Here is a 22,112-nt window from a genome sequence, read left to right as displayed (position 1 = left end):
GGAGGCTGACGTGACGGTTACCGAGGATTACCTGGCCAACAACGCGCAATATGCCAGCACATTCCAGGGTCCGCTGCCGATGCCGCCCGCCAAGCACGTCGCCGTCGTCGCCTGTATGGACGCCCGCCTCGACGTCTACCGCGCCCTGGGTCTCAACGAGGGCGAGGCGCACGTCATCCGCAATGCCGGCGGCGTGGTCACCGACGATGTCATCCGCTCGCTGGCCATCAGTCAGCGGCTGCTGGGAACGCGGGAGATCATCCTTATCCACCACACCGACTGCGGGATGCTCACCTTCACCGACGACGACTTCAAGCGGGCCATTCAAGAGGAGACCGGCGTCAAGCCGGCGTGGGCGGCCGAAGCCTTTCCCGACGTCGCCGAGGACGTCCGGCAGTCGTTGCGCCGCATCGAGAACAGCCCGTTCGTCACCAAGCACGAGTCCGCGCGCGGATTCGTCTTCGACGTCGCGACGGGGAAGCTCCAGGAAATCAAGGCATAGCGCTCAGCCGACCTTGTAGGTGGCGAGGGCCTTCGCCACGAGTTTGCCGTACGCGTCGACGATCTCGGCCTCACAGTTGACCAGCGATCGGCCCCGCCGCAACACCCGGCCCACGCCGATCACGTCGCCGGCCCGGGCCGGCGCCATGAAGTCCAGCGCCATCGACACCGTCACGCCCCGAAGGTCGGGGGGTGCCTGCGCGCCGCACCATGCCGCCGCCATGACGGTGACGTCGGCGAGGGTGGCGATCGCGCCGCCGTGCACCATGTCCCCGATCGTCACGTTGGAGGGGTCCCACGGCAGCCGCAGGCGCACCTCGTGGTCGTCGAGCCGGTCGGCGACGATGCCCAGCTTCGCGACGAACGGCGATTGGGGGAGGAACTGCGCGATGACGTCGCGGCCGCTCGGAGGCCGGCCGGCGGGTGCGGAGTCGGAGGTCATCCGTTCATGCTTTCGCATCGAGCATCGGCCGGAAAAGGGTCACCGCCGGTCTTGACCCGATGCGTCGGATCGGCGTCGTCCGCGCCATGAGCGGCGCCCACTTGACAACCGTCGCCACGAACTGATGCTATAGAGGGCAAAGCTGCCAAACTTGACCGACTCTACCAGGTTTAACCGAGGAAGCCATGACCAGCGATCTGAAGGCGGGTCCCGCCGCCGGCCAGTACGAGTTGAGCCACCTGCGCTCGCTCGAGGCCGAAGCGATCCACATCATCCGCGAGGTGGCCGCCGAGTTCGAGCGGCCGGTGCTGCTGTTCTCCGGCGGCAAGGACTCGATCGTCATGCTGCACCTGGCGCTGCGGGCGTTCCGCCCCGGGCGGTTGCCGTTCCCGGTGATGCACGTCGACACCGGGCACAACTTCGACGAGGTGATCGCGACGCGCGACGAACTGGTCGCCGAACACGGCGTGCGCCTGGTGATCGCCTCGGTCCAGGAGGACATCGACGCGGGCCGCGTCGTCGAGCCGAAGCAGGGGCGCAACCCGATCCAGACCGTGACGCTGCTGCGCGCGATCCGGGAGAACAAGTTCGACGCGGCGTTCGGCGGGGCCCGCCGGGACGAGGAGAAGGCGCGGGCCAAGGAACGGGTGTTCAGCTTCCGCGACGAGTTCGGCCAGTGGGACCCGAAGGCGCAACGCCCCGAGCTGTGGAACCTGTACAACGGCCGGCACCACAAGGGCGAGCACATCCGGGCCTTTCCGCTGTCCAACTGGACCGAGTTCGACATCTGGTCCTACATCGGCGCGGAGAACATCGCGCTGCCCTCGATCTATTACGCCCACCGCCGCAAGGTGTTTCGCCGCGACGGCATGCTGCTCGCGGTCGACCGGCACATGCACCCGCGCGACGACGAGCCGGTGTTCGAAGCGACGGTGCGGTTCCGCACCGTCGGCGACGTGACCTGCACCGGATGCGTGGAATCGGAGGCCTCGACGGTGGATGAGGTCATCGCCGAGACCGCGGTGTCCCGGCTGACCGAACGCGGCGCCACGAGGGCCGACGACCGCATCTCGGAGGCCGGCATGGAAGACCGCAAACGGCAGGGGTACTTCTGATGGCCACGCCGACGACGCTGCTTCGCCTGGCCACCGCGGGTTCCGTCGACGACGGCAAGTCCACGCTGATCGGCCGCCTGCTCTACGACTCCAAGGCCGTCATGGAGGACCAATGGGCGGCGGTGGAGCAGACGTCCAAGGAGCGCGGCCACGACTACACCGACCTCGCGCTGGTGACTGACGGTCTGCGCGCCGAGCGCGAGCAGGGCATCACGATCGACGTCGCCTACCGCTATTTCGCCACGCCCAAGCGGAAATTCATCATCGCCGACACCCCGGGCCACATCCAGTACACCCGCAACATGGTGACCGGCGCGTCAACCGCCCAGCTGGTGATCGTGCTCGTTGACGCCCGGCACGGGCTGCTGGAGCAGTCTCGCCGGCACGCCTTCCTGGCCTCGCTGCTGGGCATCCAGCACATCGTGCTTGCCGTCAACAAGATGGACCTGATCGGCTGGGACAGAGAGAAATTCGAGGCCATCCGCGACGAATTCCACGCGTTCGCCGCGCGCCTCGATGTGCACGACGTGGCCACCATCCCGATGTCCGCGCTGCACGGCGACAACGTGGTGACCAAGTCGGACCAGACGCCCTGGTACGAGGGCCCCGCGCTGCTGTCGCACCTGGAGGAGGTCTACATCGCCGGCGACCGCAACCTGGTCGACGTGCGGTTCCCCGTTCAGTACGTCATCCGGCCGCACACCCGCGAACATCAGGACCACCGTAGCTACGCGGGCACCGTGGCCAGCGGGGTCATGCGTCCGGGCGACGAAGTCGTCGTCCTGCCGATCGGCAAGACCACTCGGATCACCGCCATCGACGGGCCGAATGGTCCAGTGGAAGAGGCGTTTCCGCCGATGGCGGTTTCGATCAGCCTGGCCGACGAGATCGACATCTCGCGCGGTGATCTCATCGCCCGCACCAACAACCATCCCCGGGTCACCCAGGAATTCGACGCGACCGTGTGCTGGATGGCCGACGACGCGACGCTCGAGCCCGGCCGGGACTACGTCATCAAGCACACCACCCGCACCACCCGCGCCCGGGTGACCGGGCTGGACTACCGGCTCGACGTGAACACCCTGCACCGTGACAAGGCCGCAACGGCGTTGCAGCTCAACGAACTCGGTCGCATCTCATTGCGCACGCAGGTGCCGCTGCTGCTCGACGAGTACACGCGCAACGCCAGCACCGGGTCGTTCATCCTGATCGACCCGCACACCAACGGCACCGTGGCGGCGGGCATGGTGTTGCGGGACGTCTCGGCGCAGACGGCGAGCCCGAACACCGTGCGGCACAAGTCATCGGAGGTGGCCGAAGCCCGGCCGCGGGGCAAGACGGTGTGGTTCACCGGGCTCTCCGGTTCCGGCAAGTCGTCGGTGGCCATGCTCGTCGAGCAGAAGCTCCTCGAAAAGGGCGTCGCAGCTTACGTTCTCGACGGTGACAACCTGCGGCACGGCCTGAACGCCGACCTGGGATTCAGCATGGCCGACCGCGCCGAGAACCTGCGCCGGCTGGCGCACGTGGCGGCGCTGCTCGCCGACTGCGGCAATGTCGTGCTGGTACCGGCGATCAGCCCGCTGACCGAGCAACGTGAGATGGCGCGTAATGTGCACGCCGCCGCGGGGTTCGACTTCGTCGAGGTGTTCTGCGACACCCCGATCGAAGAATGCGAGCAGCGTGATCCGAAGGGGCTGTACGCCAAGGCGCGCGCGGGCGAAATCGCGCAGTTCACCGGCATCGACAGCCCGTATCAACCCCCGGTGAATCCCGACCTGCGGCTGACCCCGGAGCTCAGCGTCGAGGAGCAGGCGCAGAGCATCGTCGATCTGCTCGAATCGCGCGCTTAGCGCACGGCTGCGACTGATTGCCGCCGCCGGGTGGCACAATCCTCAGAGTGCGCATGTCGGCGAAGGCGGAGTACGCGGTGCGGGCCATGGTCCAGCTCGCCACGGTCCCCGACGGGACGCTGGTCAAGACCGACGACTTGGCCCAGGCGCAGGGCATTCCGCCGCAGTTCCTCGTCGACATCCTGACCAATCTGCGCACCGACCGCCTGGTGAGAAGCCATCGGGGCCGCGAAGGCGGCTACGAACTGGCCCGGCCGGGCAACGAGATCAGCATCGCCGACGTGCTGCGCTGCATCGACGGCCCGCTGGCGAGCGTGCGCGACATCGGTCTGGGGGACCTGCCCTACTCGGGGCCCACCGCGGCGCTCACCGATGTCTGGCGGGCGCTGCGCGCCAGCATGCGTTCGGTGCTGGAGGAGACGACGCTGGCTGACGTCGCCGCCAACGCGCTGCCGAAGCACGTCGCCCAATTCGCCGACGACTATCGAACACAGGAAAGCGTGCGTCACGGCACGCCCCGCGCCGGCGAATAGGCGCTAGCGCTGGCCCCCCGACCCGTAAGGGCGGGTGAGTATCTCCATGGCATGGCCCGAGGGGTCGAGGAAGTACACCCCGCGCCCGCCGTCGTTGTGGTTGATCTCGCCGGGCCGTTTGGCGCCCGGGTCCGCCCAGTGCTCGAGGCCTCGTGACTGGATCTTTCCGTAGATGGTGTCGAAATCCTCTTCGGACACCAGGAAGGCGTAATGCTGCCGCGGGATCTCCGCGCCCTCGGGAGCGTCCGCATAGTCCAGGTTGGCGCCGTGCTCGAGCTGGACAACCATGAAGTGGCCGAACGGTTTTGGGCTGGGCAGGCCGAACAATTCGGCTAGAAACGACGCGGACTCCTGCTTGTCGCGAGCGGCGACGATGGTGTGGTTGAAACTGATGGCCATAATTCCTCTTTACTCCTTGACGAGCGTGCGTGTTTGCGCGCCGACACGCCGTCTCCGCCGTCGTTCCGCGCACGTTCGCCACAACATGGCGTTCTTATTTCGGCGCCGTGAGCTCCAGGGCGATGTTGTCGGGATCGCGGAACTGCAGGATGTAGGACGGGCCGATGTCTTTCACCGGTTCGTGTGCGATGCTCAGCTCGTCGAGATGCGCTGCCGCAGAGTCTAATTCGTCCTTGCTGGCGACCCGGAACGCGATGTGGTCGAGCCCGGCGCGATCCTCGTCGAAGCGATCGGTCGCGACCGGCCGCAGCCCCAGCAGCGTGCCGCCGAGGTCGTAGATGACCCCACCGAACAGGAAGCTCAGCTGTTTGCGGGTGGCCTCGTCGGCGTTGTCGGGTACCTCCAGCAGGACCGGCCAACCGAACACGCTCTCGTAAAACTGCCGGGATCGCTCGATATCGGTGACGGTGAGGCGAACGTGCGCGATCGAACTGCTGGTGAAACCCATCTGCTCCATGCTGCCACTTGCGCCACCGAATGTTTACCGGTCATGCCAGAATCGCCGCGTGCGAACTGCGATGACGCTGCCGGTGATGGAGCCGGACTTGAATGCGGGAATTTTGGAGGACTGGGCGCGCGCGATCGACGACGGCCCGTTCTCGTCATTGTGCTGGGGCGAGCGCATCGCATTCGAGAACCCGGACAACCTCACGCTGCTGGGCGCGCTGGCCGCCTGGACGAGCCGAGTGCGGCTGCTGACGACCGTGATCGTGCCGCAGCTGCACGACCCGGTCATGCTGGCCAAGGCGCTCGCAACCGGGGACATGCTCTGCGGCGGGCGGCTGAGTGTGGGCATCGGCGTTGGCGGGCGGCACGAGGACTACCACGCCGTGGGCGCCGACCCGGCGACCCAGACCATGCGCGACATGGCCGAGCGCGTGGCCGTGATGAAGCGGGTGTGGGCCGGTGAAAAGCTCACCGAGTCGGTGCTACCGGTCGGGCCTGCGCCGGTGCAGCCCGGCGGTCCGCCGCTGTTTGTCGGCAGCATCGGCCCGAAGACCATCCGCAGCGCCGCTTCCTGGGCCACCGGGCTGGCGGGGACGACGCTGGACCTGGACGTCGCCAAACAGAACGAGCTCTTCGACGTCGCCCGCGACGCGTGGGCGCGGGCGGGCAAGGGCGAACCGCACCTGGTGACGTCGTTCTGGTTCGCGTTCGGGTCGCCCGAAGAGTCCCGAGCCCAGGTGCATCGTCATCTGCGGCGCTACATGAATTGGATACCGCCGGAATACGTCGACGCCATGGCGCCGACCACCGGCTGGGCGGGCACCGAGGACGAGCTGCTGGAAGTGCTGCGCAAGTTCGAGGCCATCGGCACCGACGAGGTACAGCTCATCCCGACGAGCTCCGACATCGACCAGCTACGCCGCGCGGCGGACGTGGCCGGCCGGCTGTAAAGGGCTTGGCCCGACGGCGGCGACCCGCAGCGCCCGGCTTCGCCGCGCTTGCGATCGCCACTAGGCCGACGCGCGCTCTTCCCCGGCGGCGGGCTGCTGCGGGGGCTGCCCCTTGCGTAGCGTCGCCATCAGCTCGCGGTAAGGCCCCACGAGATAGACCGTGTCGCCGCCGCGGAGCCAGGCGTCCCGACGCGGATGCAGCTCCACGGGCGCGTCCTGCCGGGTGATCGCGATGACGCGGGTCTGGGTGGACAGTTCGAACATCTTCAGCCCGTCGAGCTCGCTGCCGGGCGCCACATGCATTCCGCCGACCATGAAGGAGCGCTGCCCGACCGAAAAGGTGCCGAGCACCTGCAGGCCCATCGCGGCGCCGATGAACCATGGTGCGGCGAGTTCGACGGTGGATCGGACGTTCTCGAACCCGAACCGCTGCGCCACCGCGGCCCCCAGCTTCCGGTCGTACACGCGCAGCACGAGGGGAACGTCGGGCCGCACGACGTGCGGCATCACCCGCGGCCCCAGCATCTCGCGCAACACGATGCCGGTCTCGATGTTCACCATGTCGTCCTGTGTCAGCACCGCCACCGCGCGGGCGTGCTCGACGCGGGCGGCCTCCAGCGTCTTGCGCAGCGTGGCGTCGCCGAAGATCACCGGCACGTCGAGGTCGGCGGCCGTCGACAGGAAGCGGTTGTTCTCGTCACGCTCGATGACGGCCACGTCGTATCCGGCCGACCTCAGGTCGGCGACCACCCGGCTGCCGAACGAGCCGAGCCCGACGACGATGACGTGGTTGCGCAGATGGCGGGCCCGGCGGCGTCCGACCGAGTGGGCGAATCGTCGCGATATCAGCAGGTCGGCGATGAATGCGACCAGGAGCGCCGTGGTCGTCACGCCCGCGAACATCAACATGATGCTGTAGAGCCGCAGCCAGGTGGGCTGCTGAAGGAAGCTGAAGTCGCCGTACCCCACGGTCGCGATCGTCTCGGTGCTGAAGTACAACGCGTCGAGCCACGTCATCTTCGGATTCGGCTGGTAGCAGAAGCGCAGGACCACCGTCGACCCGAGCAGCAAGCACGCCGCGGCCACGAGGGCCCGCCCGAACATCGGGTTGACGTCGTCACGCAGCGCGCGCACGCCGTCGAGTGTCCGCCGCAGCCGGGGCAGGCGGTAGCGCGTCACGGTGGGGCGCGGGACCTTGATGCCGCGGGCGGCCAGTTCGTCCGCGGTGCCGATCATCGCGGTCCAGTCACCGGCGTGGACCGCCAAATCACGGCCGGGGCACGACACCACCTCGCCCGGGGTCGCGCAGTCCTCGCCATGGATCACCGCCACCGGTGCCAGGTCACCGTAGATTTCACGCAGCGTCGCGCTGTACGGCGCCTCGGCGCCCGAGACGACGAACTCGATGCCCGCCGCCTCGAACGGGTGCACGGTGTGCGCCAGGCAGGCCTCGACGACCGAGGGCGCCGCAAGGTCGGCGACGTCCAGGATCGCTCCGGGGCGCTTGTCGGCGGCCATCGCCGTCCGCAACACGTCGTTGCCCAGCCGCGCCACCACCCGCACCCGCGGGTTGACTTTCCTTGCCAGCAACGCGATTTCGAGATTCGTCGCGTCGTCGTCACCGACGCAGATCACCGCGCGGGCGCGGGCGACTTCCGCGTGTTCGAGTTCGCCGGCGGTCCTGAGCTTGACGATGTGCACGCCGGCGTTGTTGAGCTCCTCGACGATCGTGGTCGCCAGCGCGTCGTCACCGCTGACGATGATGTGACCGCGCATGGTTACGCACCCTTCCGGGCGTACGGCATACCCACCTCTGAGACGTTGGCGTTCGTTCCTATGACTATCGGGCACCGTGCCGTTTCATGCCAGCGCGACACCGGACGCGCCAGCGGCGAGGTGAATTGCCACGAGGCCCTGCGAGGGATTCGATAGCGGTATGACGCCGCCGGAACTGCCCGGGCCGCTCGCCGCCTTGACCCGGCTCATCTCGGAACGCATCGCCGCGGCCGACTTCGCCGGGGCGTTGCCGCTGATGAACGAGCTGGTTGCCGTCTGCCGCCCGATCTTGGGGGAGCGTCACCCCAACGTCTTGGACATGAAGCTCGCGCTGGTGCACCTGCAGCTCCAAATGGGCGACCAGGCCGGCGCCTATGCCGCCCTCGAGCAGCTGGTGCCCGAACTAGAGCAGCTGCTCGGCCGCGATCACATCACCACGTTGACCGCACGCCACATGTTCGCGGACCGGCCCCAGCGCGAAGCGCGGGCCGCGCTGGCCGAGTGGTCACAACTGCTGGCCGACGAAGAACGGGTGCTGGGGCCCGAGCATCCCACCGCGCTCACGTCCAGGGACCGGGTGGCGCAGAAGCGCAAGGAGCTCGGGGACTATGCGGGCGCCATCGCCGAGGGCGAGCGGGTCCTCGAGGCCCGCCGCCGGGTGCTCGGCGAGCACCACGAGGACACTCTGGGTATGCGCATGGCGCTGGCGCAATGGCACGGCGAATCGGTCGACGGTCCCGGCGCGGTGGCCGAGCTCGAGTCGCTGGTCGAGGTGATGCGCGAAAAGCTGGGCGATGACCACCGCCACACGCTGATCGCTCGGCACACCATCGCGCTGTGGGAGCCCGAACCGGACGACTGCCGCGACAAGGTCGCCACCTGGCAAGCCCTGGTCGACGACGAAGCGCGGGTCTTCGGCGACGACAATCCCATCACCGTCGCCGCCCGTGAGGAACTGGCCAAGTGGCGCGACCGCGCGGAGGAATACCGGTGGGTGACCGAGACCCGTGATCGGGTCGAAGGGGCCATCAAGCGCCGTCTGCGTGCCAAACATCAAGCCACGCAGCGATTTTCAGACGAGGAATACCTGCGGTGCTGGCTTGCCGAGCGCGGCGCCCAATTTCCGGTATGGGCAGGCCATTACGGCGGCGACGCCGTCTGGGACTTCTCCCCGGAGTCCCTGGACGCGTTGGAAGAGCTCGTCATCCAGAAGGGCGCGACCCCAGAGCAGCTCCTCGACGAGGAGCGGAATGCGCCGTTCGTCGATGGCGCCGTGTGGTATCTCGGGGAGGTGCTGCGCCGCGGACGGTCCCTGCCGTGGCAATACACCCGCGGTGACGCGGCAGATCCCACCGTCGGCTACGTCGACGTGTTCGAAGCCCTCACCCGGGTGTTGCACTCCGTCGACCGCGGTGCCCTGCGCCGCACGTACGACCGCTTCACGGCAGCCCAGTGATACTGGGTTGGTGCCTTTCATCGAATGCGTCGCGTCCCGCGAGATCTACCGGAGCCAGTGGATGGTGCTCCGCGAAGACGACATCCGTCGCCCTGACGGCAGCCCCGGCATTTACGGGGTGGTGGACAAACCCGACTATGCGCTGGTGATGCCGTTCGACGGCCACCGCTTCCGGCTCGTCGAGCAGTTCCGGTACCCGCTCGGGGAGCGGCGGTGGGAGTTCCCGCAAGGCACCGCCCCCGGCCTGACGCACACCGAGCCTGCCGAGTTGGCCGAGCGTGAGCTGCGCGAGGAGACGGGCTTGAGCGCGACGTCGTTCGAGGTGCTGGGCCGGCTCGATGTCGCTCCGGGCATGAGCAGCCAGCGCGGCTGGGTGTTCCTGGCGACCGGGATCGTCGAGGAGGGGGAACCGGACCTCGAGCACGAGGAACAGGACCTGCGCAGCGCCTGGTTCGACCGCGACGACGTCGAGCAGATGATCCGGTCCGGGGTGATCGCCGACGCGCAGTCGATCGCCGCCTACGGCCTGTTTCTGCTGCGGCGAGCATGAACGATGCGGGGACCCGCCGGGTCCCCGCATCGTGGTGTCAGGTTTCAGGCCGAGGTGACGTACTGCGGGCAGTAGGCCGAAGCGGCGTCGACGGCGAACGTCTTGGAGCCCTTGGCGCTCAGGCCGGTCGCCTGGGCCACCGCGTTGATGACCTCCTTGCTCGAGTGACCCTGGTCGAGGGCGTTGCACACGGCGTGCGCGTCCTTGACCGCGACCGAGGCGCTCGGCGGGGTGATGCCATCGGCGGCCAGCTGGGCGAGGAACGCGTCGTCGACCGAGCTCGCGCCCGCGGTGCCGGCGAGGCCGAGCGCGGCCAGGCCCAGGGCGGCGGTGCCGACGACGGAGGCGGTGAAACGGCGAGTGAACATCGGGGTCTCCTAGTGCTGATGTGGGTTTCTCGTGGACGCTGGGTGCGTTGATCACAGAATCAGCACGGGGGCTTAACGGGTTCTCAACGAATTCTTGGTGGGCCGTCGGGGGCGCGTCGTTGAGCCCGCACCATGGACCCGATGTCTTCCCGATGGCGGTTTCGCGGCGTCGCGGCGTTCGCCGCCGTCGCCGCGGCGGTCCAGCCCCTGCCCGCGATTCCCGTGCACGCCGCGCTGCCGTCGTGGAATGGGAAGTATTCGCTGGCCAGGTACGCCGTCAACAAGTCAGGCACCAGTGCGGCGGCGGCCCAATCCGAACCCACATTCAGCGCCGACTATGTCTTCGTCACCGCCTGCTCGTCGCGCCAGTGCGTGGCCACCGCCACCAACGGCCCCGTCCCCAAGAACCCGACCCTGCCCCAGCCCTCGCACTACACCTGGGACGGGGCTCGATGGGTCGAGCGTTTCGAGTTCCAATGGGATTGCTACATGGGCGACGGCGTCCCCAAGGTGTGGGCACCCGCGCGCTCGTGGGCGTTCTACACGCCACAGCCGGACGGATCTTTGCGCGGCACCTGGCATACCGACATCAACGGCGGTCCCTGCGGCGGAAGCGTCGAAATGCCGGTGGCGGCGTTTGCCGCCGGTCCCGCATGAATGTCGTTGTCGCCCAGGATCACTGCTGCGGCGCGGGCGTCATCGAGGCGATGTAGTAAATTTCGTGCCCGGTCGGGTACCCGCCACCGTTGGTGGCGATATGAACGTGGTCGTAGTGATTGAGTGTCTCCGAACCGAGGTCGGCGGTCCAGCTTCCCCCACCAACGCCCGGGTAGATCTTCTGCCGCCAGATCACGTGGTTGATTCCCCAGCGTTTGGCGTTCGCCAGGGCGTAGCCGGCGATCTGGTTGCCCAGCTCGATGCCTTCGGGGCTGGCGTGGTTCGGGATCATGACATCGATCGCCAGCCCGTTGGGATGCCACGGCAAAGCGTCCTCCCGGTATCCGCCGATGGTGGTGATCTGCGGAAACAGCACGCTGATGGCGCGCTCCGCCCAGATCGTCTTGACCTGCAGCCTGTCCTCGGACCCGATGCCGTGGGGCAGCGCGACCTGGAATTGCTGGCCGGCGGCGGGCGGCGCGTTTGCGGTCAGCATCTCCACTTCCGCCGGTGTCGCGGTGTGCGGGGCGTTGGCCAGTGCGCTGGGCGCCGCGTCGGCCGGTCCGGCGGCCACGCTGGTGGCGGCCGCGGGCGGCGGGGCGGGCGCGGAGGGTCGCGGCTTCGCGCCCTGGGCGTAGACCATGCCGGCCGACAGGACGAGCGAGGCCACGATCGCCAGCCAACGACTCCGGCCGTTGGCTAACACATTCACGCCCACGACCAGCAGCTTAATGTCGCGGGCGACACCCGTGGGGCGTTTTCGACGGGTTATTCGGGTCGGGCGAATGCGCCCCACGCCATGCTCCGTCGCGTCACAATGACACCCATGTCCGGCCAGACCTTCGCCGATGCCAACGCCTTCCACCGGGTCATGCGCCGCTTCGCCTCCACGACGGTGGGCGTGGCGCTGCTGCGCCCCACGGCGCACCACCTGGACCGGTTCATCACCAAGGTCAGCGGCGGCAGAAGCAGCTTCGCCGGCGTCGCAACCGGCATCCCCGTGGTCATGCTCACCACCACCGGCGCCAAATCCGGCGAGCCCCGCACCGTCGCCGTGTATGGGATCCCCCATCCAGATGGCCTGGCCCTCATCGCATCCAACTTCGGCGGCGCCAAGCATCCCGCCTGGTATCACAACCTGAAGGCCCACCCCGAGGCGACGGTGACTATCGGCCGCGACACCTGGCATACGACGGCGCGGCTCGCCACGCCGGGCGAGCGCGACGAGATCTGGGCGAAGGGCCTCGAGCTGTATCCCGGCTGGCGCAAGTACGAAGTGCGGGCAGGCAAGCGGCACATCGAGGCGTTCGTCCTGCCGCGGAACTGAACGACGATAGGCGCTGTCGCACAGAGTCGTTCGCGCTTCGCCGCCTAATCCGTATCGCCCAGGTACGCGTCGGCCCAGGCGCCGATGATTCGCCCGGCCCGGTGAGCCTGGCCGCGCGCGGTGAGGAAGTGATCCGAGCCCTCGAGCGAGACGAAACTGCGCGGGTGCCGGGCCAAGCGGAAGATCTCGCTGGCGTTCTCGATGCCGACCGTGTTGTCGGTGGGCGAGTGCAGGATGAGCAGCGGCAGGCGCAAGCCCTTGATCTTGTCGCGCAGGTGGGCCCGCCGCACGTCCTCGACGAACGCCCGCTTGAGCGTCAGCGTGCGCCCGCCGACCATCCATTCGGCGCTGCCCTCGGTCAGGCAGCGGTCGACGACTGCGTCGTAATGCTTTTCGACGTGGCTCGGGTCGACCGGCGCCGCGACCGTCACCACCGACCGCACTCCCGGCGACTGCCGGGCCGCGGCGAGCACCGCGGCGCCGCCCCACGAGTGCCCGATCAGGATGTCGGCCGGCGTTCCGCGGCCGGTCATGAATTCGCACGCCCTGGCGATGTCGTCGACCTTGACGGTGAACGACCCGTCGCCCCAGTCGCCCTCGGACCCGCCGAGGCCCAGCGCGTCGAAGCGCAGCATGCCGATGCCGTCGGTGGCCAGTTGCTTGCAGATCCGCGCCGCGGCGGGCGAGTCCTTGCCGAGCGTGAAGCCATGGGCGAACACGCCCCAGCCCCGCACCGTCCCGTCGGGCACTTCGATGACGCCGGCCAGTTGCGCGCCCGTCGAGCCCTGAAATGTGACGCGTTCGCCCATGCTGACGATCTAACCCGCCCGGGCCGGCGGTCGTAAGGCCGACCTACCTGCGAGAAGGTTTGTGTCCCCGGCAGGAACAATAACTGCGGAATCGAGCCACATGTTCGCAGTTCAGAGGCATATTGCGGGTGTGCGTGCCGGATCGCTCACGGCCGAAACGAAAGCCGTTGTGCGACAACCGCGTACAACTCACCCCCTGCGGGCGACGTCTTGGCTCAGGATCTGGGGCCAGGTCTCGACATCGGCCGGGGTGTGCGCCACGGTGAGCGTTGACCGCGGCATCAGTGCGGCAAGCGATTCCGCTGTCGACATCGGATGCGCCGGGTCGCCGACCCAGGCCAGAATCGTCGTCGGCACATCGATTCGTGCGACCGCTTCGCGAGCGGGCAGGTCGCTGAGAGCCGCGCCCCGAAACAGTGACGGCAGCAGCGCGTCGGCCACATCGGGAACTGTTTCGGGCGCGCCGACCGTGGCCGGCGGCGGAGTCGCCCCACGCGCCGACGCGATGAATGCCCCGACTCCCTCGGTTTCGATAAATTCGGCCGCAACCCGGTAGATCTCGGCCTGCGCGGGCCGGGTTTCCCAGGCGGTAGCCGGCACCATGAGCGTGAGGCCGGCGAAGCTGTCCGGCTCGCGGGCGGCCGCGTGCAGCAGTGTGCCGGCACCCATGGAGGGGCCCACTCCGTGCACCCGTTCGCCGGGAAACCATTTGTCGAGCAGCTGCAGGAGATCCTCGGCAAGGCTTTCCCATCGGTAATCCTCCGGGACCTTGCGCCCGGTCGACTTGCCATGGCCGCGTGCGTCGTACCGCAGCAGTCGGGTCCCGCTGAGGCCCCTGCCGAGGTCGAGATTGAGCACCCGGTCACGCGCGCGGCTGGAGGTAAGTCCATGCAGTTGAACTACCGGATGACCACCTTCATCGCTCAGTTCAACCGCAAGCTCCGCTCCAGGAACCACGAAAGTGGACATCACGCAACTCTTCTCACGACCGGACGGCTCGCCCCGGAGCCGACCGCGCAGACCGAGCATTCAGGCTAACCGGGGCGTTAAGGTACCGCCATGCGGCTGACCAACGTCGCGCACCTGCGGCTACCCTTTGGACGACTCTGGGGCTACGACGTCTCGGTGTCTGACCTCGGCCGCCGGCTCCCGGTGTCCTTCGACCAGCGCATACACGTTGGTGCCGGCGCACGACCCGGCTCCTGGATGGCTCTGTCCATTCGGTTGCCGGCGGGGGTCAGCCGCCAATCGTTGGCCGATGCGTGGCTGGCCGTGATCGCCCGCCACGGCACCCTGCGAACGGCATTCACCCCCGGGGCGGACGGCGATCCGCAACTGCATGAGATCGATATTCACCCAGGCCAGTGGGTAGAGCACGAGATCGCTGCGGGCCAGGCGGTCAACGACGCACTGCGAGTGGTTCTCAATGCGACGTGCTCGCCCTATCAGCGGCCCTCACATCGATTGTGTGTGCTGGAGACTGCCGCCGGATTGACGGTGGTGATCGCCGCCGACCACGCCCACGTGGACATGTGGTCAATGCTGGTGATTGCGCGGGACCTGTTGTCGATGCTCGCCGACGCCCGGATCGGACGTATGCCGTCGCCGCAACCGCCGCCGGCATTTGTCGTGCACACGCAGGCATTGCTGGACCTTCCCGCGGCACCGGAACGCGTGCGCGCGCGATGGGCACAAATCATCAGCGACAGCGGTGGGGTGATGCCACGGTTTCCGCTGCCGTTGGGTGAGTCCGGGCCGCATCCAGAACGTGTTGAAGTGCGTGACGTGTTCGATGTCGATGACGGCGCCGCGTTCGCCGCGCAGGCACGCGACGACGGTGTCTCGACGCTGGCACTCGCCGTGGTCGCCATGACCGCGGTGACCCGCGAGTTGGCCGGGGCGCCGCTGCGCGCGGTCTTCCCCGTGCACAGCCGATTTGAAGACAAATGGCACGACTCGGTGGGCTGGTTCATCACCAATTCGGTCCTGGAGTCGGCGGTTGCCGAGCCCCACGCCGCGGCCACCGCCGTCAAAGAGGCCGTGCAGCTTGGTTCCTGGCCACTGGCCGACGTACTGGCTCCGTGGGGTGGAATGCCCATCGCGCCAGGCATGTTCGCGATTTCCTGGCTGGACCAAAGCAGACTTCCGGTGCGCATCGACTCGGTCGGACTCGACGCCCAGTATGTGAGCGCGAGCGTTGACACCGACGGCGTCATGCTCTGGTTCATCCAGGACGAGTCCGGGCTACATCTGCGATGCCGCTACCCGGATACCGCGGAGGCACGAACCAACGTGGGGGCGTGGCTGGACCTGTTGGTGGCGCGCCTACAGGCACTGGCGCAGTCCTCGGTTCGGGGACTGCTGCGGGTGGCGGGCCGCACATATCGTGTGCAGCGCGCGACGCGCGAACACGTGGGGGTGATCGCCCAGCTGCTCTCCGACGACGAATTCGGTCAGGAACGCGAAGCCGCCGAACTCGAACGCTACGAGGCGGCCTACGACATCGTCGTTCGCGACCGATCCAACTACCTCGGCGTCGTCATGAACGGTTCCGACATGGTCGTCGCGACCGTGCAATTGACGATCATTCCCGGTCTTTCCCGCGGCGGCGCCACCCGGCTGCAGATCGAGGGATTACGCGTCGCCAAAGCCGAACGCGCACAGGGTCTTGGTACTGCACTCGTCGAGTGGGCACACAACTACGGCCGAGCGCACGGCGCACAGCTGGCGCAGGTGACCACAGACGAGGCTCGCGAACGGGCTCGGGCGTTCTATCGCCGGCTCGGGTACCACGCCGCCCACGTCGGGCTGAAACGCACCATCTGAGTCCGGTTTATCCGCGGTCAACGTTTCAGCGTGCGTGATGGCGACGCCAGCTAAGCGGCCGGTGTGCGACCGATCCGGCTGCGTGTGTAGCGAACCCGAATGAGGACCTAGGCGCGCGTCATCACATCGATGTTGTAGTTGGTCGCCACCGACCAGCCGTGCTCGATAGCCACCCGCGTGAGGTGGCCGCGTGTCAGTGTCCGGGTCATTTCACCTCCTAGCCGTAAACGCGCGGGCAAAGGTCCGTGAACGCGAGGTTGACTATGGCGTGAGAAGCCAACGGCGAGTAACCCTTGAGCTGCAGGCCCACAATCTCGGCACCCATACCAACCCCGTTACCCAGGTCGTAGCAGACCATGTGACCGGTGTTCACGATCCGAAGAGCGTCTGCCTCGTTGCCCGAGTACACGCGCTCGCGCGTGTTGGGGTCCTGGACGTTCCGCAGATGATCGAGGTACATCTGCTCGGCAGCGGAGTAATGGATCATCGCGGCAGCGGGCGGCGCCCACTGAGCCTTCAGGTCATTCGACTGCTGCCTGTGGATCATGACACCGGCGACAACAGCCACCACAACCCCCGCTATCACCAGGAAGGTGACCACCATCAGGGCGATCACCTTGACGTTACTGCGGCGCCGAGCTAACTGGGGTGGAGGAGGTGGATACGGAACGGGATACGGATGCGGGTACGGAGCCTCTCGGTACGGGGTCGTCATGTTAGAAGTCCTCCTCGCCAAAAACCGGCGGACCAACTTAGGGCCTATTTCCCGAACCGGTCTCCGTGCCCAAATGTCCGCAGATGTGCCATCTACGTTGCGACTGCTCGTGCGCGACCGACAGGGTCCTTTGACCATGGCCGAGGGGCCTGAGTGCCCCTGAATGTTGGCGGCCACGGCTCCTGCACTCAGCTTTGTTAAGGCTGCATCGCCTGATGCGTGTGCCTCCGGAAAGACGAAGACATGTTGACGGTCCTTCGACGCCCACGGCCCGAGGGACGACGATTGAGGAGTGAGTCTGGCGACGGTCTTCGTCAACGGCGACCACCGGATCGGTCTAACCGAAAACACAGGCGTGAACTTTGGACGACGCCGTTCTAGCCGAGTTGCGAGCCTAATTCGCTGACAAATTGGGCGACGTTAGCGCAGGCCGATGGGTAACCGATGTGCTGCTGGTGGTGAGAATGAATGACGCTCGGCTCGACGCCCGCCTCCAAGAGAAGCAGCCCTCGCAGAAGCCACGGCGTGGTGTGGGTGACGATCAGCCAGCGGAGGTGCCGAGCGGCCGTGGACTCTTTCTCCTCGCGCACCAGTTGATGAGCCATTTCGTTGCGCGACTTCTTCATATGCTTCGCGAGGTCAGCTACTGACAGCGGTTCGGTGAGCTCCGGCAAAACTGGGAAAACCCTCGTTATTACGTCGGTGGCGCGGTCGATGTACTCGACGTCGTCAAAATGGCTGATGGACTTCATCACGGCGGTTTGAACCTGCTGCGGGTCTAAGTTCGAGTCATTTCTGTCTGCCGCTTTAGCTTTTGCGGCGTTCCGAGCAGCTTGTTTAATGCTGTCAAGCGCGGAGGCAGATGCCGCGGGAAACTTGGACTGCTCGAAAGTATGACGCAGTCGGCGGTGTAAGCCCTCGAGCAACGTAGTGACTAACAGCGCCTGTGTCTCCAAATAACCCTCAAGGGGTTGGCCGGCCACCCGGCCGATCCCGTCGAGCGTGTCGTTGATCGGGATCCAGTTAGCAAAGCGCTCAAGTGTGAGTTCCTCGCGAGGCAGGAGCGTCCGGTAGTCGAATTCCTTTGGGGGCGTGTTGGCCCCGGGCCCATAGACCCACAGCCATGTGTCGCCCTCGTCGATACGCACCCATGTGTCCCGAGCTGCGAAAGCCTGGTCTAGCGCGAGTTCGGCCAGGGTCAGGCAACCCGACACCACCATGGTTTCAAGTCGTCGTTGTGTCAGTGGGGTCGCGGACGTATACAGCAGCCAGTTGCCGTCGTCGGCGCTCTCGATGCCGAGTGTGGACCCATCCCCACCGACGGCGGCGCTTTCGCCGCCTTCCAGATGGCCCAGCCAGGTAGGGTTCCCGAAGCGAAAACGCATGGCGCTGAACAGCTGATCGGGACCACATATGTGGCGCTCACCCACGACGGCGCAGTGCGCTTCGTAGCTGGGTGAGCCGAATGGGGGGCCCGGGTCGCCCCAGTTCTGGGCATTGATCAGGGTGACGCATTCACCGGAGTCGAGTCGACCTTGGATCGTCATCGTTAGCGCTGCCTTAATACGGTCGGCCGCCCCTTGCGCATACATGAGACCACCGCCATCCGTGCGACTCACCCGTGGGTCTCCGACCAAGGCGCGGTCGAGCACTACCTCAGGTTGCTCACCGGCGTCTGCCCTGAATGCTCCGCGCACCGTCTCGTCGGGTGTCTCCGGGAGCCAAAATTCCCCGCTGGCAACGATGTTCATTGAGCGCCTCCTGCTGAGAGCCCCAACCCGCAACTCGCTTGTGATTCATCGAGTTCCAAATAGGCTATTGCTCTTCGCCTAGTTCTTTTTGATCCTTCGCTCGGCGACGCAGGTTATCCAGGCTGTTCGGGTCTGCACGAAGAGCATCCCTGAGATCACCACTGTGCTGAATTTGTGCGATCAGCGATTCATAACGTTCTTGATGTGCCACCCAATCTTGATCTAAGTGTTCGAGCGGCAAGCCTGAAACCCGTCGTGCCAGAGCAGCTAGCTGTTGGTGCCACCAAGCAGGGATCGTGTCGAAATCCGCTGCGGCATTGCGGAATGCATACGCGACGAACAACGCTTGAGATGTAATTAGGGCAGCGCACTGCTTGAATTCGGCCGCATCGACTGACGGGTAAGGGGCGTGGCTGTACTCACCATCCGGGGTGAACAGGAAGCCAAGGGTACTTCCAGCCATCGGATGGGCGTACTGGCTCATCATCTTGTACGTCTCCCAATGTGGAACTCGCTGTTTATCTGGGCCGGTAGCGGCGCTGTCAGCTGCCATCTGTTCGGCGAATTCCTTTGAGAACTTGTCTTTTACCCAGTCGCCTCCGTGGAGCCATCGTTCGGCGAGCTCGAGCTTATGTGCGAGTGTTCTTCCCAAACCAGCGGCTTCTTGAACATTGCGGAGCGTGGCCAGCGCTTCAACGTAAAAACCAAAGGCGCAGAGATTGGCCGCCGCTTGTAGCCCCTGATACGCGCGCAGGAACAGGCTCACTGCCGCCATCACATTGGGGAACCAGTGATCTGGGTTGGGGTCCTGCGTGGAGGCGATGCCAGCCTCGATCAGTTCCAGGGCGGCTTCGAGGTCAGCGAATTCCGTACCCATCAGCGCTTCGGCCGGCTGAAGATTTCCGAGCGCTCGGAATACACGATGGTAATTAGCCGGGTTGGGTTCTTCTGTCGGCACTGGCTTTACGGCTCCTCGTGGTGTCTACGGTGTAACTGACTTCTCGACCGTAGCGCTACGAAGTTGCTGTGGCAGTGAGCTTCCAGCAACCGGGATTTCGACCGACCTTGGTTCAGCAGATCAATAAGCGAAAACGTCACCGCAACCGCGGATATCGGTTTCGATGCGAGTGGGTAGATACTCGAACGTCCGGTCGGCGATGTCCGCCACACCATTCGCTCGCGCCTCATCCATTAACGTATCGAGGAGCGGAATTAGGTACTCGACGTCCCGTGCCGCATACGTCAGTTGTTCGGGAGTGAACGTGGCTGACAGCCAATTCGACGTCTGTTGGCTCTTGTCAAGCACCACTCCGAGGAACCGTGCCAGAGTCGGCTTCAGGCTGTGTTCTGGTCCGTCCGCTTCCGGCCGAACGATTTTCGACAAGATCTTTGTGCATGCGACGCTTCGAGGGCTGGCCTTCCACTGGTACCGCATGAATCGAAGATCAAAAGGCGCGTGATGGAAGACCTTTCGGACATGCTCCGACATCAGCAACTCCCGAAGTCTCTCGGGCTGGTGTCCATTCACGCGGATTATCTGCGTCCCTATGCTGGGCACGTGCAGTTGGCAAGTGCCGATGCGATCGAACCGCCAATCAAGACCACTAGTTTCGATGTCCCAGGCCACGATCTCGGCGTCTCTGACGGCGGACTCGAAGTCAGAGGAAACGTCGCCCTCGACGAGTTCGACTTTTAGGTTCTCAATCATTGCTCCCTGCCTCTCTCGTCACGTCGGCCAACGCGACCGGCTCACTTTGAGCTTCGATAGCCGCGAGATCATCTTTGAAAAACTCGCGGAATGATCCTTGCCCGAACAGCAAAGTTGGCACGTCGCCGCGCCGCCGCCTATTTGCGTAGAGCGTCACTAGAACCTTGTCGTCAAAGTGATAGCAGGTATAGGTCGGATCACCGGTTCGGTAGTAAATACGGATGTCTGCGGCGCATGAGGTCCCCAGGGTCGCGAACTCCTGCGCCGTCTCGATAACGTTGTCCCGGATCCTCTCCGGGTTGGAGTCGTATCGCTGTGCTAGCACCCGCATTGTTCCTTCGTTGAAGGGGTTCGGGAGGAACAGCCGCAGGGAGTTGCCTTTGTTCTTGGCGAACTCCTCGATCTTTGGCCAGTGCAGTTTGCGCCAGCTGCTGCCGTATGCGATGAAGACCGAGACATGCTTCGAACTTCTGAAGAGGTCATCCCACGGGACGTCCATCCACCTCATCGTCACGCGATCAATACCCGCCGCGCTGACGTCGGCGGCGATCTTCGTTTTCTCAAGAACTTCGTTCATGAAGTCTCTCTTGGCTCTGAGGTCCCACAGGACGGCCAATCCGCCTATCGTAATGAGCAGCCCGCCGACCTGGGTGGCAGTAGCCTGAAGGGCCTTGTGCGAGTCGAACCAGCTGATGTTGGACAGCCACATCAATCCGATTCCGGCTATGACGACGAGCGACGCAACCAAGGCCGTCCTGTACGTGGTTAACGCGGCTCGTACGCCGTTGTCGTCGCTCACAGCGCCAGACCCGTAAGCGTCACGCGATTCAGGGTAGGCGGATCGACCGACAAATCAGTGGCGGCGTGCCGACGACCAGGGCCGAGAACTCTGTAGGCGAAACCCAGCGTGTACTGGGCCCGGAAGAGAGCTCGGCCGGGCCGTACAGGACCGGGCATTACTGATGCGCGAGCCGGGTGAGTAATAGCAGGAGAGTTCTGCCATATGCTCGTTATTTCACGTAACTTGCACGGATTTGTATCTGCGCTGCTCAAGCAGGGTGCCCCCGGCAGGATTCGAACCTGCGGCCTTCTGCTCCGGAGGCAGACGCTCTATCCCCTGAGCTACGGGGGCGCTACGGCTTTGGCGTTGCGCCATTGGGCCCAGCCAGACTAGCGCATGTTGGTGACCGCTCGACCACCGCAATGGATTCGGGGCGCGGGCACCTCAGCCAATAGGATGGACGCTTGTGACCCCCGCTGACCTCGCTGAGCTGCTCAGGAGCACCGCTTCCGCGGTGCTGGCCGAGCGCGGGCTGGACGCTGCCGCCCTGCCGGCGACGGTCACGGTGGAGCGGCCCCGCAACCCCGAGCACGGCGACTACGCCAGCAACCTGGCGCTTCAGCTGGGCAAGAAGGTCGGCGCCAACCCCCGCGAGTTGGCCGGCTGGTTGGCCGAGGCGCTGTCACGGGCCGACGGAGTCGCCTCGGCGGAGGTGGCCGGGCCCGGCTTCATCAACCTGCGCCTCGAGGCGTCGGCGCAGGCGGTGGTCGTCAACAACGTCATCGACGCCGGCGACACCTTCGGCCATTCCGACCTGCTGGCCGGCCACAAGATCAACCTGGAGTTCGTCTCGGCCAACCCCACCGGGCCCATCCACATCGGCGGCACCCGCTGGGCCGCCGTCGGCGACGCGCTGGGCCGGTTGTTGAGCACCCAGGGCGCCGCCGTCGAGCGCGAGTACTACTTCAACGACCACGGCGCCCAGATCGACCGTTTCGCCAACTCGCTGATCGCCGCCGCCAAGGGCGAACCGACGCCCGAGGACGGCTACGCCGGCGCCTACATCAACGACATCGCCGCGCAGGTGCTGG

23 protein-coding genes, 1 tRNA gene and 1 pseudogene are annotated in these 22,112 nt (G+C 66.0%); 11 read left to right on the top strand and 14 right to left on the bottom strand.

Annotation, left to right across the window (positions count from 1 at the left end; all coding sequences use genetic code 11):
- Positions 1–10 precede the first annotated feature (10 nt).
- The gene (locus A9X03_RS21800; RefSeq protein WP_067275944.1) at positions 11–502 is read left to right on the top strand and encodes a carbonic anhydrase; all 492 of its coding nucleotides are present in this window, start codon (positions 11–13) and stop codon (positions 500–502) included.
- 3 nt (positions 503–505) lie between these two features.
- Here the strand turns inward: A9X03_RS21800 and A9X03_RS21795 are convergent, their stop codons facing one another.
- Positions 506–943, bottom strand: a complete 438-nt coding sequence (locus A9X03_RS21795) for a PaaI family thioesterase (RefSeq protein WP_068262929.1) — start codon at positions 941–943, stop codon at positions 506–508.
- A 185-nt stretch (positions 944–1,128) separates the two neighbouring features.
- On the opposite strand from A9X03_RS21795, the gene cysD reads away from it, so the two are divergent.
- From cysD to A9X03_RS21780, 3 genes are read left to right on the top strand one after another with little or no spacing between them, the layout of a single operon-like run.
- Positions 1,129–2,058, top strand: coding sequence for a sulfate adenylyltransferase subunit CysD (gene cysD, locus A9X03_RS21790; RefSeq protein ID WP_067761222.1), 930 nt, complete (start codon positions 1,129–1,131; stop codon positions 2,056–2,058).
- Positions 2,058–3,908 carry an adenylyl-sulfate kinase gene (gene cysC, locus A9X03_RS21785; RefSeq protein WP_067761224.1) on the top strand — a complete coding sequence of 617 codons (1,851 nt, stop codon included), beginning with the start codon at positions 2,058–2,060 and terminating at the stop codon, positions 3,906–3,908. The genes cysD and cysC overlap by 1 nt, the downstream gene beginning before the upstream one ends.
- 47 nt (positions 3,909–3,955) lie before the next feature.
- On the top strand, positions 3,956–4,441 hold the full coding sequence (locus A9X03_RS21780; protein ID WP_067275957.1) for an RrF2 family transcriptional regulator: 486 nt from the start codon (positions 3,956–3,958) through the stop codon (positions 4,439–4,441).
- Positions 4,442–4,444: 3 nt separating this feature from the next.
- Here the strand turns inward: A9X03_RS21780 and A9X03_RS21775 are convergent, their stop codons facing one another.
- Positions 4,445–4,840 carry a VOC family protein gene (locus tag A9X03_RS21775; RefSeq protein WP_067783851.1) on the bottom strand — a complete coding sequence of 132 codons (396 nt, stop codon included), beginning with the start codon at positions 4,838–4,840 and terminating at the stop codon, positions 4,445–4,447.
- 94 nt (positions 4,841–4,934) lie between these two features.
- On the bottom strand, positions 4,935–5,348 hold the full coding sequence (locus A9X03_RS21770) for a VOC family protein (protein ID WP_067761247.1): 414 nt from the start codon (positions 5,346–5,348) through the stop codon (positions 4,935–4,937).
- A 70-nt stretch (positions 5,349–5,418) separates the two neighbouring features.
- On the opposite strand from A9X03_RS21770, the gene A9X03_RS21765 reads away from it, so the two are divergent.
- Positions 5,419–6,297, top strand: a complete 879-nt coding sequence (locus tag A9X03_RS21765) for an LLM class flavin-dependent oxidoreductase (protein WP_067761229.1) — start codon at positions 5,419–5,421, stop codon at positions 6,295–6,297.
- Positions 6,298–6,357: 60 nt separating this feature from the next.
- Here A9X03_RS21765 and A9X03_RS21760 read toward each other — a convergent pair whose 3' ends face one another.
- Positions 6,358–8,073, bottom strand: coding sequence for an NAD-binding protein (locus tag A9X03_RS21760; protein WP_067761232.1), 1,716 nt, complete (start codon positions 8,071–8,073; stop codon positions 6,358–6,360).
- Between the two features lie 160 nt (positions 8,074–8,233).
- Here A9X03_RS21760 and A9X03_RS21755 point away from each other — a divergent pair, with 160 nt between their 5' ends.
- Positions 8,234–9,529, top strand: a complete 1,296-nt coding sequence (locus A9X03_RS21755) for a tetratricopeptide repeat protein (RefSeq protein WP_067783855.1) — start codon at positions 8,234–8,236, stop codon at positions 9,527–9,529.
- Positions 9,530–9,590: 61 nt separating this feature from the next.
- Complete coding sequence (locus A9X03_RS21750; protein ID WP_231969136.1) at positions 9,591–10,079, top strand: NUDIX domain-containing protein; 489 nt, start codon at positions 9,591–9,593, stop codon at positions 10,077–10,079.
- A gap of 44 nt (positions 10,080–10,123) precedes the next feature.
- On the opposite strand, the gene A9X03_RS21745 is transcribed toward A9X03_RS21750, so the two are convergent.
- Positions 10,124–10,447, bottom strand: a complete 324-nt coding sequence (locus A9X03_RS21745; protein WP_067303584.1) for a DUF732 domain-containing protein — start codon at positions 10,445–10,447, stop codon at positions 10,124–10,126.
- Between the two features lie 132 nt (positions 10,448–10,579).
- Between A9X03_RS21745 and A9X03_RS21740 the strand changes: the two genes are divergently transcribed.
- A complete protein-coding gene (locus A9X03_RS21740; RefSeq protein ID WP_068262927.1) occupies positions 10,580–11,104 on the top strand; it encodes a hypothetical protein in 525 nt (174 codons plus the stop codon).
- 19 nt (positions 11,105–11,123) lie between these two features.
- On the opposite strand, the gene A9X03_RS21735 is transcribed toward A9X03_RS21740, so the two are convergent.
- Positions 11,124–11,822 (bottom strand): glycoside hydrolase, encoded by a 699-nt coding sequence (locus tag A9X03_RS21735; RefSeq protein WP_067747674.1) that lies wholly within the window; start codon positions 11,820–11,822, stop codon positions 11,124–11,126.
- Positions 11,823–11,930: 108 nt separating this feature from the next.
- Here A9X03_RS21735 and A9X03_RS21730 point away from each other — a divergent pair, with 108 nt between their 5' ends.
- Complete coding sequence (locus A9X03_RS21730) at positions 11,931–12,431, top strand: nitroreductase family deazaflavin-dependent oxidoreductase (RefSeq protein WP_067747677.1); 501 nt, start codon at positions 11,931–11,933, stop codon at positions 12,429–12,431.
- Between the two features lie 44 nt (positions 12,432–12,475).
- Here the strand turns inward: A9X03_RS21730 and A9X03_RS21725 are convergent, their stop codons facing one another.
- Both A9X03_RS21725 and A9X03_RS21720 read right to left on the bottom strand, forming a co-directional pair.
- Complete coding sequence (locus A9X03_RS21725; protein ID WP_067747679.1) at positions 12,476–13,240, bottom strand: S9 family peptidase; 765 nt, start codon at positions 13,238–13,240, stop codon at positions 12,476–12,478.
- Between the two features lie 189 nt (positions 13,241–13,429).
- A complete protein-coding gene (locus A9X03_RS21720) occupies positions 13,430–14,209 on the bottom strand; it encodes an alpha/beta fold hydrolase (RefSeq protein WP_068262920.1) in 780 nt (259 codons plus the stop codon).
- Between the two features lie 90 nt (positions 14,210–14,299).
- On the opposite strand from A9X03_RS21720, the gene A9X03_RS21715 reads away from it, so the two are divergent.
- Positions 14,300–16,066: a GNAT family N-acetyltransferase gene (locus A9X03_RS21715; protein ID WP_067747682.1), complete on the top strand. Its 1,767-nt coding sequence runs from the start codon at positions 14,300–14,302 to the stop codon at positions 16,064–16,066.
- Positions 16,067–16,283: 217 nt separating this feature from the next.
- Here the strand turns inward: A9X03_RS21715 and A9X03_RS21710 are convergent, their stop codons facing one another.
- The 6 genes from A9X03_RS21710 to A9X03_RS21690 all read right to left on the bottom strand — a co-directional run bounded on the left by A9X03_RS21710 (position 16,284) and on the right by A9X03_RS21690 (position 21,372).
- Complete coding sequence (locus tag A9X03_RS21710; protein WP_156746630.1) at positions 16,284–16,682, bottom strand: DUF732 domain-containing protein; 399 nt, start codon at positions 16,680–16,682, stop codon at positions 16,284–16,286.
- Between the two features lie 476 nt (positions 16,683–17,158).
- Positions 17,159–18,532 carry a HEPN domain-containing protein gene (locus A9X03_RS21705; RefSeq protein ID WP_068262910.1) on the bottom strand — a complete coding sequence of 458 codons (1,374 nt, stop codon included), beginning with the start codon at positions 18,530–18,532 and terminating at the stop codon, positions 17,159–17,161.
- Positions 18,533–18,596: 64 nt separating this feature from the next.
- Positions 18,597–19,490 (bottom strand): hypothetical protein, encoded by an 894-nt coding sequence (locus A9X03_RS29405; RefSeq protein WP_156746629.1) that lies wholly within the window; start codon positions 19,488–19,490, stop codon positions 18,597–18,599.
- Positions 19,491–19,610: 120 nt separating this feature from the next.
- A complete protein-coding gene (locus A9X03_RS21700) occupies positions 19,611–20,240 on the bottom strand; it encodes a ribonuclease D (RefSeq protein ID WP_068262908.1) in 630 nt (209 codons plus the stop codon).
- Positions 20,233–21,039, bottom strand: a complete 807-nt coding sequence (locus tag A9X03_RS21695; protein ID WP_068262903.1) for a hypothetical protein — start codon at positions 21,037–21,039, stop codon at positions 20,233–20,235. Before A9X03_RS21695 ends, A9X03_RS21700 begins: the two co-directional genes overlap by 8 nt.
- A gap of 260 nt (positions 21,040–21,299) precedes the next feature.
- A tRNA-Arg gene (locus A9X03_RS21690) sits at positions 21,300–21,372 on the bottom strand.
- Positions 21,373–21,487: 115 nt separating this feature from the next.
- On the opposite strand from A9X03_RS21690, the pseudogene A9X03_RS21685 reads away from it, so the two are divergent.
- A pseudogene (locus A9X03_RS21685) lies at positions 21,488–22,112 on the top strand (arginine--tRNA ligase); the annotation flags it as partial.

It is taken from the genome of Mycobacterium sp. E1715, from assembly GCF_001667625.1.
In the GTDB taxonomy this organism is placed as follows: Bacteria; Actinomycetota; Actinomycetes; order Mycobacteriales; family Mycobacteriaceae; genus Mycobacterium.
Note: the sequence above shows the minus strand (reverse complement) of the source record. Positions and strands in the feature narration are given on the sequence as shown.